The following is a 14,839-nucleotide window of genomic DNA, read 5'->3' as shown; positions in this document are numbered from 1 at the left end:
CTCATCAGGTTGTGTTTGAATCCTAAAAGAGTATAATTATGAAGAAGAAAATCTTATCAGGACATAATTTTCATCGTGAACCTTTTCAGGTATTAAATGAACAATTTGATCTAACTTATCCTCCATCCGGATATTTTAAGAAAGACCAAATACATGATATTATAGGAGAATATGAAGTTTTTATTCCAAATTTCAGTTTCTATACCGATAAAGAGATTATTGATAAGGCAAAGAATCTGAAGCTCATCGCTAACTTTGGTGTTGGATATAACAACATTGATGTAGAGTATGCCGCTCAGAAAGGTATTGTTGTAACTAATACCCCTAATTCGGTTTTAGAACCTACAGCAGAGCTTTGCTTTGGACTGATTCATGCGGTTGCCCGTCGAATTGGTTTCTATAATAATAAATTGCGTACACCCGAAGGAGTAAGTTGGGGATTATATGATAATCCCGGAATTGCTATTTATGGAAAGACTTTAGGAATATATGGTTTTGGCAGAATAGGTCAGGCTATTGCCCGACGTGCTATTGCTTGCGGGATGAATATTATTTATCATAATAGAAGACCTGTAACAAAAGAGATGGAAGAGAAATACAATGCCAGATACGTCAGCTTTGATGAATTGCTGTCTCAATCGGATTTTATTTCGATAAATGCTCCTGCTACTCCCGAAACCTATCATATTATAAATGAGGCGGCAATTGATAAGATGAAATCAAACGCAGTACTTATTAATACATCGCGTGGATCTACAGTTGATGAGGTTGCTCTGATAGAAGCATTGAAAAATAATAGAATTTTTGGAGCAGGACTGGATGTTTATGAAACAGAACCTCGTATTAATCCTGAATTTTTCAAGTTGGATAATGTAGTACTAACTCCTCATGCCGGAACTCAGACTATCGAGGGGCGATACGATATGCAGCGCGAAGTTGCCGAAAATATAATTAATTTTTATGCCGGTAAGCCGATTTCGAAAGTTAATTAAGTTCACCGACTATTTTTATTGCAGTAAATAGAGAGGTACACTCTAATAAATGATTATACAATAAGCCCTATAAACTTACGAGTTTATAGGGCTTATTTTTATTATTTACTTAGTATTCATCGTCGTTTTCAATCAACTGATATATCGAATCAGGTGTATATTGATTGCCATCCGGATCGTAAATGATCCAGTCTGTGAGAATGTCTATGGGGTAGGATTTTATATCTCCCTCCTTGAGAGAAGCTATCCAATAGGGTTGATTTAGAAGTTTTCCTTCGACAGACTTTTCATTGGCAGATATAACACTAAACCACAGATGTTCCCTTTCCGTATCATTGTTTGCATCGTCAACAACCAATCCGAATTTAATGATAAAGCACCATTGATTGTGATTGGGCTCATTTTTTCTGAAGATTTTCTGAAAGAATGATTTTTTAGGCTGATTGATATACTTCTCGAAAGTATTAAGAAAGTAAGAATAGCGTTCTTTTGCTAATCGGCTCATCCTTATCGTCTCTTCTGTAGAAACAAACAGAATCGGGTTATTGGATAATGTAGAAGCATAAATTTCGGGAGAAATAAGATGACCATCTTCAATTGCAAATAACACTCCCGATGGCTCGCTATGAGCATTATTGTCTCCTTCCCTATCCTGGAAACCTCCTAGAATAGATGCGGGAAAATCTTTTAAGGCTTCTTCCCAGCGAATCCATGCTAGATTTATATCCAATCCGTCGAATCCGGCAGTGAATTTCTCATGTTCTTTGGATGGATCGAAAAGAAACCTTTTCACAATATGGTTGACCAGATCGTGCATTTGTTGCGCTCCGGTGGATGTATTAAGTATTTCCAGCTCTATGAGTCCGCATCGGAGTAATCCGTGTGTATGAAACCAATATTGGGTTTGCTCCTCTTTCTCGTCATATACAGCATGCAAAGCATATAAATAATCAGGAGATGGTGGAGTATATGAAGCAGCTGTGAGATTTAGCCACTTTCCTGAAAGCAGTCGGAAAGACATAAAGTCAATAACTAAACTTGCTTCGGGTACTATTGCGTTTAATACTTTCAACTGAAAATGAAATGAATCAAGAGGCTTTTTTCCAAAATTTACAGCAACATTGAGGTACTTTGCTTGAGATAAGGCTGTATTAAAGTCATCTTCATTAATCATATTTGCCAGACCAAATTCCTCAAGACGAAGGTCTTCTACGGATGACTCCGATATATTTAGTCTGTATATTTCCGATAAGTACTCAATTGTAGCAATGTATTCTTTTTCGATATGGTCGGTAGCCTTTGATAACTCGAAAGACAAAAGATTGAAATGAGTATTTTCTTTAAGTTTATTGTTGATATTATTAAAAGTAAAAGAATAGTCTTGTCTGGAAGATATTACACCCATCACCGAAGGTTTAAAAGTTACACCTTCGCTCAATATCTTGTATTTGTCGTCGTTTTCCATATTTATGTCAAGTAAAATTATATTCAAAGATAATAATATATAAGAAAGAAACCAGCCTTTGTATCTTCTCGAATTATTTGTTTTATAGCTTATATCTTCTATATTATTTCGGATTTTAGAATTCTTAAACAATTATGCAATATAACATATAAAACCATAGTAGATTTCTGGAAAAAAAAATATAATTTGCGTTGTCGATACATAGTTAACCCAAATTTAGAAACAAACTAATCACCGCAACCATGATTTTAAACGTAATTCTTCAAGCCTCTAATTTAGTAGTTGACCTCAATTGGATGTCGGTTTTGTTTGCCGCGACACCAGTAGTTTTGCTCATCATCCTGATGGGTTTTTTGAAAATGTCGGGAGACAAGAGTGCTCTCATAACATTGGCAACTACAGTTCTGATAGCTTTGTTTGCTTTTCATCTTCCGGCGGCTGATACGGGTCTGTCTATTATCTATGGAGTGTTAAAAGCCATATTCCCGATTCTTATTATCATCATCATGGCTATATTCAGTTATAATGTATTGGTACATACCGGTAAAATGGAGGTTCTGAAAGAACAGTTTTCATCCATATCGTCCGACAAGTGTATTCAGGTTCTTTTGTTGACCTGGGGATTTGGAGGATTATTGGAAGGAATGGCAGGTTTTGGAACAGCAGTTGCTATTCCTGCAGCCATACTGATAAGCTTAGGCTTTAAGCCGATTTTCTCGGCAGTAGCCAGTCTTATAGCCAATAGTGTTGCTACAGGATTTGGAGCGGTAGGTACTCCTGTAAAGGTGTTGGCTGAACAGGCAGGTGTGGACAATATACAGGTTTTAAGTACACAGGTTGTATTGCAATTATCACCTTTAATGATACTTATACCATTCGTGTTGGTTTTTATGACCGATCCCCGAATTAAATCATTACCCAAACATATTCTATTAAGTGTTATCGTGGGTCTAGTTTCATTAGTAACACAATACATTGCCGCCCGATATATGGGGGCAGAAACTCCTGCAATATTAGGAAGTATTGCTTCAATTATTGCTATTATATTGTATGCTAAAATTACAGCAACAGACGAAGATAGAGAGCTGAAGGCACAGTTCCCCAAACGCTCGACTTCCGAAATAATCAGTGCTTGGAGTGTTTATGGATTGATTCTTCTGCTGGTGATATTGACCAGTCCGTTGTTACCATTAAGAGCGGTATTGGCTCCTATCTTAAGTACTACATTCAGCTTTAATATATTCGATACAGTTGCCCAAGCCGATATTGTACGATCTGTTAAGATCTCGTGGCTTATAGATGCCGGAGTCCTTTTATTTTTAGGTTCTATTATGGGAGGTCTTATCCAAGGAGCTAAGATAATTGATCTGCTTAACTTATTGGGCAGGGTTATAAAACAACAACGTAAGACTATTGTTACCGTTTGTTGCCTTATTGCACTTTCATCTACTATGGATTTTTCGGGTATGATTGCCCAACTTGGTTTAGCTTTGGCAATAACAACAGGTTCTCTATATCCGTTATTTGCACCTACAATCGGATGTTTGGGTACATTCCTTACAGGTAGCGATACGTCGTCGAATATCTTGTTTGGTAAACTTCAAGCATCGGTAGGGCATACTATCGGAGTAGATCCGAGCTGGCTGGCAGCAGCAAATACGGCAGGAGCAACAGGAGGAAAGATTATTTCACCCCAAAGTATAGCTGTTGCGACTTCGGCTTGTAGTTTGCAAGGACGTGAAGGCGAGATTATGAAAAAAGCTATGCCTTTTGCTTTAGGATATATAGTTGTAGCAGGGCTTATGGTATATTTTGTACCTAAATTGATGGGTACCCTAATGTTCTAAGCGATAATTTTTTATCTATTAAAGAGTGCGAAAATTAGCCAAAACGGGCTAACGTCATAGAGGTAGGTCGAATCCTTCGGCACAAATAATAAAGTTGCTGCAAGATAGGCTGGTTGCATCTGCCTCTATAAAAAGAATATTGATCTTTGAAAAAAATAAGGTGACAATACAACAGAATAAGTAAACCTATGGGAAGGTGTAACTTTTGTCACTTTTGTAATGTTTTTCACCTTTATTTCCTGTTTAATAGATGTTTATATGTTTACATAAAAATGACATTTTTGTACAAGTTTTGTCATCTTTTTGTGTACTCTGTACAACAGTGTCATCTTAAACTGATAGCAAAGCCTGATATCCTGAATTAATAAAATCAGATCAACCTAAAAATTATAATAGAAATGAAAGTCGGACTATTTATTCCATGTTATGTAAACGCCGTATTTCCCGAAGTAGGCGTGGCAGCATATAAGTTGCTCGATCATTTGGGAGTAGAGGTAGATTATCCGATCGATCAAACATGTTGCGGTCAACCTATGGCCAATGCAGGTTTCGAGAATGAGGCCATTCCTTTGGCTCAGCAATTTGAGAAGTTATTTGATAAGTATGAATACATTGTAGCTCCATCGGCGAGTTGCGCTGTATTTGTAAAAGAAAATTATCCCCGATTGCTAGAGAAGGAAGGGCATCTTTGCCAGACCAGTGGTAAAATCTATGATTTGTGTGAATTTCTGCACGATGTGTTGAAAGTTGACAAACTTCCCGGAAAATTTCCTCATAAAGTAAGTGTACACAACAGTTGTCACGGAGTACGCGAATTGCATCTGTCATCGGCCAGTGAGCTGAACATTCCACGCTATTCAAAGATCAAAGATTTATTGGACAAAGTGGAAGGTATTGAGGTGCTCGAACCGCAAAAAGTGGATGAGTGTTGTGGATTCGGTGGAATGTTTTCTATCGAAGAGCCTTCTGTATCGGTATGTATGGGACAAGATAAAGTGAAGAACCATATGGCTACGGGTGCTGAATATATTACGGGTGCTGACAGCTCATGCTTGATGCATATGCAAGGGGTGGTAAACAGAGAAAAACTGCCTATCAAGTTTATTCATGTTGTTCAAATTTTAGCTGCCGGACTATGAGTACAAAACATACAGAAGCTGCAAACCGCTTCATAGCAAATAAAGAACAAGAGACATGGCACAACGAGACTCTTTGGTTTGTTCGTGAGAAAAGAGACAAAATGGCTATGGATGTTCCCGAATGGGAAGAGCTGAGAGAGCTGTCGAGTAAAATAAAAATGCATACGATTACCCATCTCGATACGTATGCAGAAGAATTTACCCGAAATGCTGAAGCAAATGGCGTTATAGTTCATTGGGCAAAAGATGCCAAAGAGCATAACGAAATAGTATACAGTATACTATCGAAACATAAAGCCAAGAAACTGGTGAAAAGTAAATCGATGCTTACCGAAGAGTGCCACATGAATCCTTATCTGATCGAAAAAGGTATTGATGTAGTTGAAAGCGATCTGGGAGAGCGTATTCTTCAATTGATGGACGAACCGCCCAGTCATATTGTGATGCCCGCCATCCACTTGAAAAGGCAGGAAGTAGGTAAATTATTCGAAGAAAAATTGCATACCGAAAAAGATAATAGCGATCCTACTTATTTAACACGTGCCGCCCGTCAGCATCTTCGAAACGAATTTCTTACGGCAGATGTGGGAATGACGGGATGTAACTTTGCCGTCGCAAATACGGGTGATGTAGTGGTGTGTACCAATGAGGGCAATGCCGATATGGGAACATCTTTGCCCAAAATACATATTGTATCTATGGGATTGGAAAAACTCATTCCCAATCATAAATCGTTGGCAGTATACTCTCGTCTTTTAGCTCGTTCGGCAACCGGTCAACCGGTGACCTCATACATGTCTCACTTCCGTAAGCCACGCGAGGGTGGAGAAATGCACGTTATCATTGTAGATAATGGAAGAAGCGATATATTGGGTAATGATGAACATATCCAAACACTGAAATGTATCCGTTGTGGGGCTTGTATGAATACCTGCCCTGTTTACCGTCGGAGTGGTGGATACTCCTATACTTATTTCATACCGGGTCCTATCGGTATTAATCTGGGTATGCTAAAGAACCCCGAAGAATATTTCGATAATGTATCGGCATGTTCGCTTTGCTATTCGTGTAATAATGTTTGTCCTGCGAAGATTGATCTGGCAGATCAGATTTATAGATGGAGGCAGGACTTAAACTCGTTAGGTAAAGCAGACAAGATGAAGAAAATGATGTCGGGGGGAATGAAGTTTCTATTTACACATCCCGCCTTATACAAAGCCGGACTGAGAATGGCTCCTATCATCAATCATATGCCCCGGTTCCTTATTTACAATGGTTTGAATGATTGGGGTAAAGGACGAGAACTGCCTAAGTTTGCGTCAGAATCTTTTACTTCGATGTGGAAGAAAGGTAAGGTACAAAACAAAAAGAATTAAGCTATGAGTAGTAAAAACGATATATTATCCAATGTAAAACGACATATCAAAGTTCAGTACGATATGCCCGATTTAGATATTGCTGCGATCCAATATCCCGATAAGCAAGAAAAGTTCTCACAGATGTGCAAGGCTGTCGGTGGTGATGCCATGGTTGTAAAGGACGGCGAAGATATCAATGCGTTGATACGTTCTTTGTACCCTGATGCAAAAGTAATAGCTTCTAATCTTCCCGAAATAAGTATTGCAACTGTTAATCCAGACAAGGTAGACGATGCCCATAATTTAAACGGAACCGATCTGGCTATTATCCAGGGAGAGTTGGGTGTTGCCGAGAATGCTTGTGTATGGATACCCCAGAATGTAAAAGAAAAAGTTGTTTATTTCATTTCCGAATATCTGGTTATCTTGCTGGATAAGAGTAAAATTGTAAATAATATGCATGAAGCTTATGATCAGATCAAGTTTAATGATTACGGTTTTGGTGTATTTATTTCGGGTCCATCGAAAACGGCGGATATTGAGCAGTCGCTTGTTGTAGGTGCTCATGGTGCCAAAGGAGTGATTGTGTTGTTGAGGTAACACGTTTTTTTTATATATAAAAAGGCAGATTATCTGATAGGTAGTCTGCTTTTTTGATTCTTTTCAAACTTATAAATGGCTATAGTTGTTCTAGTGGTAAAACTGGTAAATAGGTCTGTGTCCTTAATATATTTATCTTTGTAATAAAGATTGTATAAAAGTCATGTCGAAAAAAGCGAAAACATTTGCAGCACTATTAGAAACGAATAAGAAAGCTATCTCGAAGTTTTATTATAAGTATATCTTTCTGATTATTATATTCGGAACAATTCTTCTGGGGATTATTTTTTATAAACTCGGTGCCCATATTGTACTCTTTGGCGATACTACCGCAGCACTGGGTGAGTATGTCAGAACAGTAGCAACCGTACTTGGAGGTGCATTGGTACTTTTGGGTTTGTGGATTAATAACAGGAGGGTAGCCGAACAGACCCGTCAGAATAATATTAACGAAAGAGGTCAGATTAACACCCGTTTTAAGGATGCTGCAACATTGTTGGGGAGCGATAGTGTAAGTTCTATTTTATCAGGAATTTATGCTTTGCATCAAATAGCACTCGAGACTTCAATAGGAGATAAAGGACAGAGAGGGTATGTAAATATCATACAGGATATCTTGTGTGCCTATGTACGCGAAAACACCGATACCATTCAAAATGAAGAGAATGGCAAGGCGTGGAGAATCAACAAAAAGCCTACTATTGTCATTCAAACCATTGTAAAGGTTCTGTTTAAAAATGATAAGCAGGTGTATAGTAATTTAATGACCGATTTGTCGGATTGTGTTTTGGAAGGCATTAATCTGGATGAGTCGTATATTGCCAATGTTGATTTTTCGCGGACAAAATTTATTAAATCGAGCTTTAAGAATGCCACTTTTGTTTCGTGTTATTTAGAGGATGCCTTTATTGACGAAGTCGATTTTAGTGGAAGCAGTTTCGATAAAACTGTTTTTGATCTCTCACATATTAAGAATACCTCTTTCTCTAAAGGACGGATTTCTCATTCCGATTTTTGGAATGTAGTCTTTCACCATGTGAGTTTTAAAGATACCTTGCTGGATAATATAGACTTTAAAGATGCCGATATGGAAGATGCCGTGAATTTTGAAAATACCAAATTAGGCGGATATTCTTTGGATGAAATTAAAGCACAATCGGCTACTATAACTAAAAAGGTAGAGATTTCATGAGTCTCTACCTTTTTTGTATTATATGGTTTTGTATAGAATCAATTGATTACAATAGCATTCTTCTCGCCTAGTTTCTCTAGGTTTTTGCCAATGCGAACAGATGCCTTGTCAATATCATTGTCGCTGCTAACTCTGTCCTTGTTGTAGCGAGAACTACACTCTTTTTCTACTTCTGTAGGGAATTTAGTATAATAACGTAACGTATCGTATTTTGCCTGATAATGTTCAGCATCACTATTTAGTAGTTCTTTGAAACGGCTACGATACAAGTCTAAATATTTTTGAGCAGGTTCGCAGTCAATAGTTATAGTATCCGCAACAAATACAAAAGGCTTTAAGTCGCTCAGTTTATAGTTGCTTTGTTTAAGAGCGAAGCCTTCGGGCAGATTCTCACGTCCTACATAGTTGTAGAAGTCATTTTCCCTGAATAGTTTCGACTGAGGTGCAGTCGATGCACGTGATAAGTCCGCACTGGTTTTAGCATTATTTTTATAGGACTCGGTTATTCCCAGATGCCAGAAATATTCGTATTGCTCAATAAACAATTGGTCACTGATTACTTGGAAAGGAACATCTATTGTATCTCCCGGTTGTATTTCGAACGGGTGCATATAGATCGCTCTCATTTTTTCATATTCTGCATTGCCTTCTTTCTCTTTGCCTTCTACTATATAAATTTCGTGGAAGAAAACATAGTTGCTTAATGTCGGGTTGATAACGCATCCCTGATCGTTAGGCTTTACGAAAAACTGAACCGATTCGCCATCGTATGCCAAGGAGTGTCTGCCTGCAAGTAATTCTACAGTTAACCCTGAGTTAGCCGGAAGATCATAAACTACCGAATCAATTTTAACCTGAATTGTCTTATCAGTAGGGTTATCCATCCAAAATTGTTTAGATGGGGCTTTACCCGATGGATCACAGGCTGTTAAGAGTAATAGGGTCGCGATAAAATAGATAAATTTCATAATGTGTTGTTAGATATGTATTTAGTCGTGCAAAGATACAAATTCAAATTAATCTGACAACTTATGAAAATCGGGAATCTATTTATCCGATCTGTTTTATATACTCTTCGACAACCGTTCTATCATATCTTCACCGAGCTTCGATTTCACTTTGATATGCTCCAGAACCGCTTCAACAAAAGAGTTTTTCTCGAAAATACCCCTTACTTGCTCGAAGTCTATCTTTTGATCTTTTTTATCGCCATCCATCCCGAAGCTGGTATGAGTAGGCAAAGAGAATTCTTTACGGGCATCCTCATAAATCATCCAATCGAGTTTTACGACTGCCTCTTTCCATCTCTCAACGATAGAGATAATGTCTTTAGCTGTAATTGTCTCTAAAGAAAGATTAAAGTACTCCTGAATCTTATCCCATGCCCAAGTCCACTCCAGAGAATAGTAATCTTTGTGAAGTCTTTCAAAAACAGCATTTATATCCTTAATACAGGTCAGTCTATCGGATTCTATATCATCAATAAGTTTATCTATTTCGGTACTTGGAGCTAAAAGCCCTGCTAAGTCGCGCCATTTATCTAATCCGGCATCACTATCGGGTTTCAGATATTCTCTGATTTCCTCATCGTTGCTACATGGGCAGTTGCTTAGACGGGATATAATAGAGTTACCCAAAAATTTAGTAATAGCGATATCATAGTACTTCAAGCCACTGCGTAACGAAGAGCCTTTGATACGACATCCGCGATACGTATAATGAACCGATGCTTCACCGCAAGTGCTTAACAGTTCATTCAGAACTTCGATTCCCTGAAACATCTTCTGCACTGTATAAGGACTGAGAAGATTAAAGTTTATTTGATCGAGCTTATGCGGATCTTTTCTCTTGTCACGTTTTGGGAATTTCTGGGCATCACGTATAGTACCTACACTACGCAGGTTGACTCCGGGTACCAGAACAGTTTCGTCGTCGTGCTCTATCAAGTATGAGAAAGGCATTTTTGATGTATCCGAATTTCGGTAATGACGTCCCATAACCAATGAGAAAGCCCCTATTTTGGCAGGCCAAAGAATGTATGAATCACTGGCAGTTTTACCGCCTCTTTCCATTACCCCCTGATGGATAGGGCCCAATTTATACATGTGGTTACTTTGATTCGAACCCGAACCGGCATTCATAAACGAATACATTCCCGAAATCAGCAAAGTCGACTTATGATGCGTAACGGTATATGGGCCTGCGAAGATAGCACATGCTTCACCGTTTTCACCCTGACAATTACTGAAGAAAAGCGAATCACTTGCCGAATACGTATGCCCCAATTGACACGCCTGACCCACAAAACAACGGGTTAGCATTGTTCCATCTTCGACATGCGAACCTGAGCTGATGATGAAATCTTTTGCCATTACATTATATCCGATATGTACAGGGTCGTATTCGTTACTGTTGATAGTTCCGTTTTCGAGATGGCAGGTACTTTCGATGGTAGCATAATCGTGTATGCGTACATTCTTGATCGTACCCGTATTTATTATCTTCACATTGTTGCCGATGGTTCCAATCGAAGAAGAGTTATTTTGTGTATGTAGTTTTACGATCTCCTGCATTTTATGAATCAATACCGGACGATGTCGGTAAAATGACATAATATAGGCAAATGAAGCACTCAGATTGTCATGAATAATAACTTCCCGTCCTCCTGTTTCGTTCAGAACCGTAACTTCTATTCCATTGCCGAAAGACGAATTATGATCGACATACATTAATTCTAAGTTGTGGATAAATACATTATCTCCAATCTTATAATTTGCAATGTAATTGTTTACGTCCGAAATAAAGGTATTATTGCCTATCTCACAATTGTGAAGCGTGACATTTTTGATTCCCGAATGTTTCTTGATTCCTCCCGGAAGGGTGAATTCTTTTTCGTAAACCCCAAGTTTTATTTCTCCCGAAAAATTTACCTGACAGATATAGGTTGTGTTGAATTGGTGATGAACAGATACATTGTCCCAATTGTCGCAAGCACACCCTTGACTTTGTAGTGCTAAGATTTCAGATTCAGTTAATTTTCTATACTCCATAGTATGTATTCTTTTTGTAGCTTTAGCTTGGATAACCTGTCAAAAGCCTCTTATTATTGTTTTAATAAGTATTTATTTTACATATTAAACGATAATTCTAGAATTATATTATAGAAAGTTGTGATTTTCTTTCTTTTTGAAATAAATGATCAACGCCCATAAAGAAGAGTACTTTATCAGGCGTTGAACTGGTGTAGCAGTTGTAAAAGAGTGCTGAGGTGCTGAGGTTGTTTACTATAATCAGTTAAATGAATGTAGGTCGGTTTTAATTCGAAAGTCTATTTTCAAAGATTGAAGAAAGGCTCATATCCAAAAGCCTTTCTTCTCTCTTCTCACAGACACATGTTTACAATGCCGAATGGCAATACAGATTAATTAATCGTATGGGTTATAGTTCTGTTCAATATATTCAAAGATCGTTTAGTAAGGATGTTTTCTCTATTTATAGATAAAATTATTGTGATACAAAAAACTTAAATTTACAGGATAAGCGCAAGAGTAATCCACTCGATTTTCACAAATTATTTACTTACCCACTCGGTTCCATTCTATTTTTATATATATTTGTAGAGGTGTCAACATTTCAAATACCAATCCGTTATATCGTAAACTATTAATTCGTCATTCATGGAAGCTCAAGCAGAAACTTTAGATAGACCCAATGTACATCAGGGACATAATGTGAAACGTATTCGGGAATCAAAAGGAATAAGTCAACAGGGCTTAGAACCGTTGGTTAATTTGTCTCAGCAGACCATTTCGAGGTACGAGGATAAAAGAGTTATCGATGAGGAAATGTTGCAACGCTTTGCCAAAGCATTGGAAGTACCAGTTGATACTCTTAAGAATTTAGAAGAAGATGCGTGTTTCAATTATTATATTGAAAATAGTACATTTTCAGATCATGCTGTAGCTATAATTCAGAATAACTATAATCCTCTAGAAGAGGTGATCAAATTGTGCAACGAAAAAGTAGAGCTATACGAGCGTATGCTTGCCAATGAAAAGGAAAAGATCAGCTTGCTGGAGAAGATGCTGATGGACAAGAAATAAGATGTAAGATTTAGATATAAAGAAGCCCATGATTTGAGTCATGGGCTTTTTCGTTTACCTGCTATTTCTCTGACCTAAATTTTACGGAACATAGATTGATTATAGCTTAATTAATCGAATGGCTACTCCGCCACTTGTTGCCAGCTTTGCATTTAAAACAGTTTCGGCTGTGACCTCCATTTCCTGAATTTCTACGGGATACGGATTGCTCTTGTAATCTGCTCCTTCGCCGTCTTTAAATATTGTCGCTTTGTATTTTGCTCCTTTATCTAAAAAGTTGAGAGGTAAACTAAGGTCTCTGCTGTTGGCATTGGTTATGCCTCCAACAAACCAGTTCTCAGAATCACGGTCTTTGCGTACTATGGTTAAATACTCGCCTATCTGGGCTTCGGGTACTATAGTCTTAGACCAGGAAGTAGGGCAAGAGGTTACAAAATCGAAGGCAGAATTATTCTCGTAATTTTCGATCATATCCGATGCCATCTGTAAAGGACTGAACAATACCACAAATAAGGCTAGTTGTTTGGCTAAAGTTGTTTGAACGTGAGTGGTAGGGAATACCTTATTGGTGAAGTTGAAAGTTCCCGGCGTAAAGTCCATAGGTCCAGCTAACCCTCTCGTAAAAGGAAGAATAGTAGTATGTTCGGGAGGGTTTCCACCATCTCTCGACCATGCGTCATACTCTTGTCCTCTGAATCCTTCCTGAGTCATCAGGTTAGGCCATGTGCGTTGCAATCCCGTAGGCATGGCAGGCTCGTGATTGTCTATCATTATATGATATTTGGCGGCTGCTTCGATCACTTTTCTGAAATGACGCACACCGTATTGACTGCTGTGACGTTCCTTATGATCGAGTAGGGGGCTTACATAACCTGTTTTCACAGCACTCACGCCATATTTTTGATACAGGGCAAAAGCACTGTCTAATTGATTTTCGTAATTTTGAGTAGCACCCCCTGTTTCGTGATGTCCGATCAGTTTTACATTTTTAGAAGCTGCATATTCGGTTATCTTTTTCAGGTCGAAATCGGGATACGCTTTTGTAAAGCTGAATTTATCACCTTCTTTTGTCCAATCACCATCCCAACCGAAATTCCATCCTTCAACCAATACCCCAGAGAAGTTATGTTTGGCTGCGAAATCAATATAACGCATTGTATTTTCGGTTGTAGCACCATGTTTTGGACCTTGTGCCCATGAATAATCTTCCATGTGCATACCCCACCAGATACCGATATATCGTCCGGGACGAATCCACGAAGTATCTTCGATTTTCGAAGGCTCATTCAAATTCAGCATTAAACGTGAAAGAAGCAAATCGGCAGCTTTATCGGCAATAATCATGGTTCTCCAAGGAGTAACCGATGGTGCTTTTGCGAATACCTTTTCACCTGTTGACCAAGGAGTCAGATAAGCCTTAAGGGTAGTCGTACCATTTTCGGGTGTAAGATTCAGTCCTGCATAATCAGTTAAGTTTGCTTCATGAATACTCAAATATAACCCGTCTTTGGTTTCCATAGTCAAAGGAGTACATACTGTATCGAGACTCGTAACGGGCGATGGTTTGTAAAGATTCTCAAAATACAATGTACTTGTGGGTATAGACCATGCTTTGTGATCGCCTGCAAGAGCAAACTCGGTCAACTCATCCATAATGACGAAATCCTTTAGATTCTCTTGTTCGGGGAATACATAACGAAAGCCGATGCCGTCATTGAATACACGGAAAACCACCGAAAATTTGCGTTTCAATCCGCCGTTTTCCTGTACATCTACTGTCATCTCATTGTAGGTATTATCTACAGTGATTTCTTCGCCCCACGGTTGATCCCATTTTTCACTGAAAGACGAATGTTTTACGTCGGTAATCGTTACGTCTTTTCCTAACTCGCCATCTTTAAGAACAAACCCAAGAAAGGATTTATTAAGAATAGCTTTGTCTTTTTTATCGACTGTATAATATACCTTCCCGTTTTCTATACCGGCTTGTACTCGGATGCTCCCATCCGGAGAACTTACTGACGTGTTTTCTTTATTTGCACATGAAGTTAAACAAAAGAAAACGAGAAGGATATACACTGCTAATTGTTTCATAATACTTATTATTTTTAGTAAGGTCCCAGACCCTTTTTATTATTTATAT

At 38.2% G+C, this 14,839-nt stretch carries 11 protein-coding genes; 7 read left to right on the top strand and 4 right to left on the bottom strand.

The window, feature by feature from the left end; genetic code table 11:
- Positions 1-38: 38 nt before the first annotated feature.
- Positions 39-992, top strand: a complete 954-nt coding sequence (locus tag G7051_RS06270; protein ID WP_166199077.1) for an NAD(P)-dependent oxidoreductase — start codon at positions 39-41, stop codon at positions 990-992.
- Between the two features lie 109 nt (positions 993-1,101).
- Here the strand turns inward: G7051_RS06270 and G7051_RS06265 are convergent, their stop codons facing one another.
- Positions 1,102-2,457 (bottom strand): DUF4026 domain-containing protein, encoded by a 1,356-nt coding sequence (locus G7051_RS06265; protein WP_166199076.1) that lies wholly within the window; start codon positions 2,455-2,457, stop codon positions 1,102-1,104.
- A 296-nt stretch (positions 2,458-2,753) separates the two neighbouring features.
- Between G7051_RS06265 and G7051_RS06260 the strand changes: the two genes are divergently transcribed.
- The 5 genes from G7051_RS06260 to G7051_RS06240 all read left to right on the top strand — a co-directional run bounded on the left by G7051_RS06260 (position 2,754) and on the right by G7051_RS06240 (position 8,593).
- Positions 2,754-4,304 carry an L-lactate permease gene (locus tag G7051_RS06260; RefSeq protein ID WP_166202695.1) on the top strand — a complete coding sequence of 517 codons (1,551 nt, stop codon included), beginning with the start codon at positions 2,754-2,756 and terminating at the stop codon, positions 4,302-4,304.
- A 398-nt stretch (positions 4,305-4,702) separates the two neighbouring features.
- Positions 4,703-5,443 carry a (Fe-S)-binding protein gene (locus tag G7051_RS06255; protein WP_166199075.1) on the top strand — a complete coding sequence of 247 codons (741 nt, stop codon included), beginning with the start codon at positions 4,703-4,705 and terminating at the stop codon, positions 5,441-5,443.
- Positions 5,440-6,819 (top strand): lactate utilization protein B, encoded by a 1,380-nt coding sequence (locus G7051_RS06250; protein WP_166199074.1) that lies wholly within the window; start codon positions 5,440-5,442, stop codon positions 6,817-6,819. Before G7051_RS06255 ends, G7051_RS06250 begins: the two co-directional genes overlap by 4 nt.
- A 3-nt stretch (positions 6,820-6,822) precedes the next feature.
- Positions 6,823-7,401, top strand: a complete 579-nt coding sequence (locus tag G7051_RS06245; protein ID WP_166199073.1) for an LUD domain-containing protein — start codon at positions 6,823-6,825, stop codon at positions 7,399-7,401.
- Between the two features lie 163 nt (positions 7,402-7,564).
- The gene (locus G7051_RS06240; RefSeq protein WP_166199072.1) at positions 7,565-8,593 is read left to right on the top strand and encodes a pentapeptide repeat-containing protein; all 1,029 of its coding nucleotides are present in this window, start codon (positions 7,565-7,567) and stop codon (positions 8,591-8,593) included.
- A 38-nt stretch (positions 8,594-8,631) separates the two neighbouring features.
- On the opposite strand, the gene G7051_RS06235 is transcribed toward G7051_RS06240, so the two are convergent.
- Both G7051_RS06235 and G7051_RS06230 read right to left on the bottom strand, forming a co-directional pair.
- Positions 8,632-9,561: a hypothetical protein gene (locus tag G7051_RS06235; RefSeq protein ID WP_166199071.1), complete on the bottom strand. Its 930-nt coding sequence runs from the start codon at positions 9,559-9,561 to the stop codon at positions 8,632-8,634.
- 96 nt (positions 9,562-9,657) lie between these two features.
- Complete coding sequence (locus tag G7051_RS06230) at positions 9,658-11,643, bottom strand: DUF4954 family protein (protein WP_166112587.1); 1,986 nt, start codon at positions 11,641-11,643, stop codon at positions 9,658-9,660.
- 627 nt (positions 11,644-12,270) lie between these two features.
- Between G7051_RS06230 and G7051_RS06225 the strand changes: the two genes are divergently transcribed.
- Complete coding sequence (locus tag G7051_RS06225; protein WP_166112584.1) at positions 12,271-12,696, top strand: helix-turn-helix domain-containing protein; 426 nt, start codon at positions 12,271-12,273, stop codon at positions 12,694-12,696.
- Positions 12,697-12,795: 99 nt separating this feature from the next.
- On the opposite strand, the gene G7051_RS06220 is transcribed toward G7051_RS06225, so the two are convergent.
- Complete coding sequence (locus G7051_RS06220; RefSeq protein ID WP_166199070.1) at positions 12,796-14,790, bottom strand: glycoside hydrolase family 97 protein; 1,995 nt, start codon at positions 14,788-14,790, stop codon at positions 12,796-12,798.
- Positions 14,791-14,839 lie beyond the last annotated feature (49 nt).

Source organism: Dysgonomonas sp. HDW5B, from assembly GCF_011299335.1.
GTDB lineage: Bacteria > Bacteroidota > Bacteroidia > Bacteroidales > Dysgonomonadaceae > Dysgonomonas_A.
Note: the sequence above shows the minus strand (reverse complement) of the source record. Positions and strands in the feature narration are given on the sequence as shown.

Excerpts from the sequence above, each read along its gene's own strand:
- G7051_RS06270 (WP_166199077.1), top strand. The coding sequence starts at position 39 with ATGAAGAAGAAAATCTTATCAGGACATAATTTTCATCGTGAACCTTTT.
- G7051_RS06255 (WP_166199075.1), top strand. The coding sequence starts at position 4,703 with ATGAAAGTCGGACTATTTATTCCATGTTATGTAAACGCCGTATTTCCC.
- G7051_RS06265 (WP_166199076.1), bottom strand. The coding sequence starts at position 2,457 with ATGGAAAACGACGACAAATACAAGATATTGAGCGAAGGTGTAACTTTT.
- G7051_RS06220 (WP_166199070.1), bottom strand. The coding sequence starts at position 14,790 with ATGAAACAATTAGCAGTGTATATCCTTCTCGTTTTCTTTTGTTTAACT.
- G7051_RS06240 (WP_166199072.1), top strand. The coding sequence starts at position 7,565 with ATGTCGAAAAAAGCGAAAACATTTGCAGCACTATTAGAAACGAATAAG.
- G7051_RS06260 (WP_166202695.1), top strand. The coding sequence starts at position 2,754 with ATGTCGGTTTTGTTTGCCGCGACACCAGTAGTTTTGCTCATCATCCTG.
- G7051_RS06230 (WP_166112587.1), bottom strand. The coding sequence starts at position 11,643 with ATGGAGTATAGAAAATTAACTGAATCTGAAATCTTAGCACTACAAAGT.
- G7051_RS06225 (WP_166112584.1), top strand. The coding sequence starts at position 12,271 with ATGGAAGCTCAAGCAGAAACTTTAGATAGACCCAATGTACATCAGGGA.
- G7051_RS06245 (WP_166199073.1), top strand. The coding sequence starts at position 6,823 with ATGAGTAGTAAAAACGATATATTATCCAATGTAAAACGACATATCAAA.
- G7051_RS06235 (WP_166199071.1), bottom strand. The coding sequence starts at position 9,561 with ATGAAATTTATCTATTTTATCGCGACCCTATTACTCTTAACAGCCTGT.
- G7051_RS06250 (WP_166199074.1), top strand. The coding sequence starts at position 5,440 with ATGAGTACAAAACATACAGAAGCTGCAAACCGCTTCATAGCAAATAAA.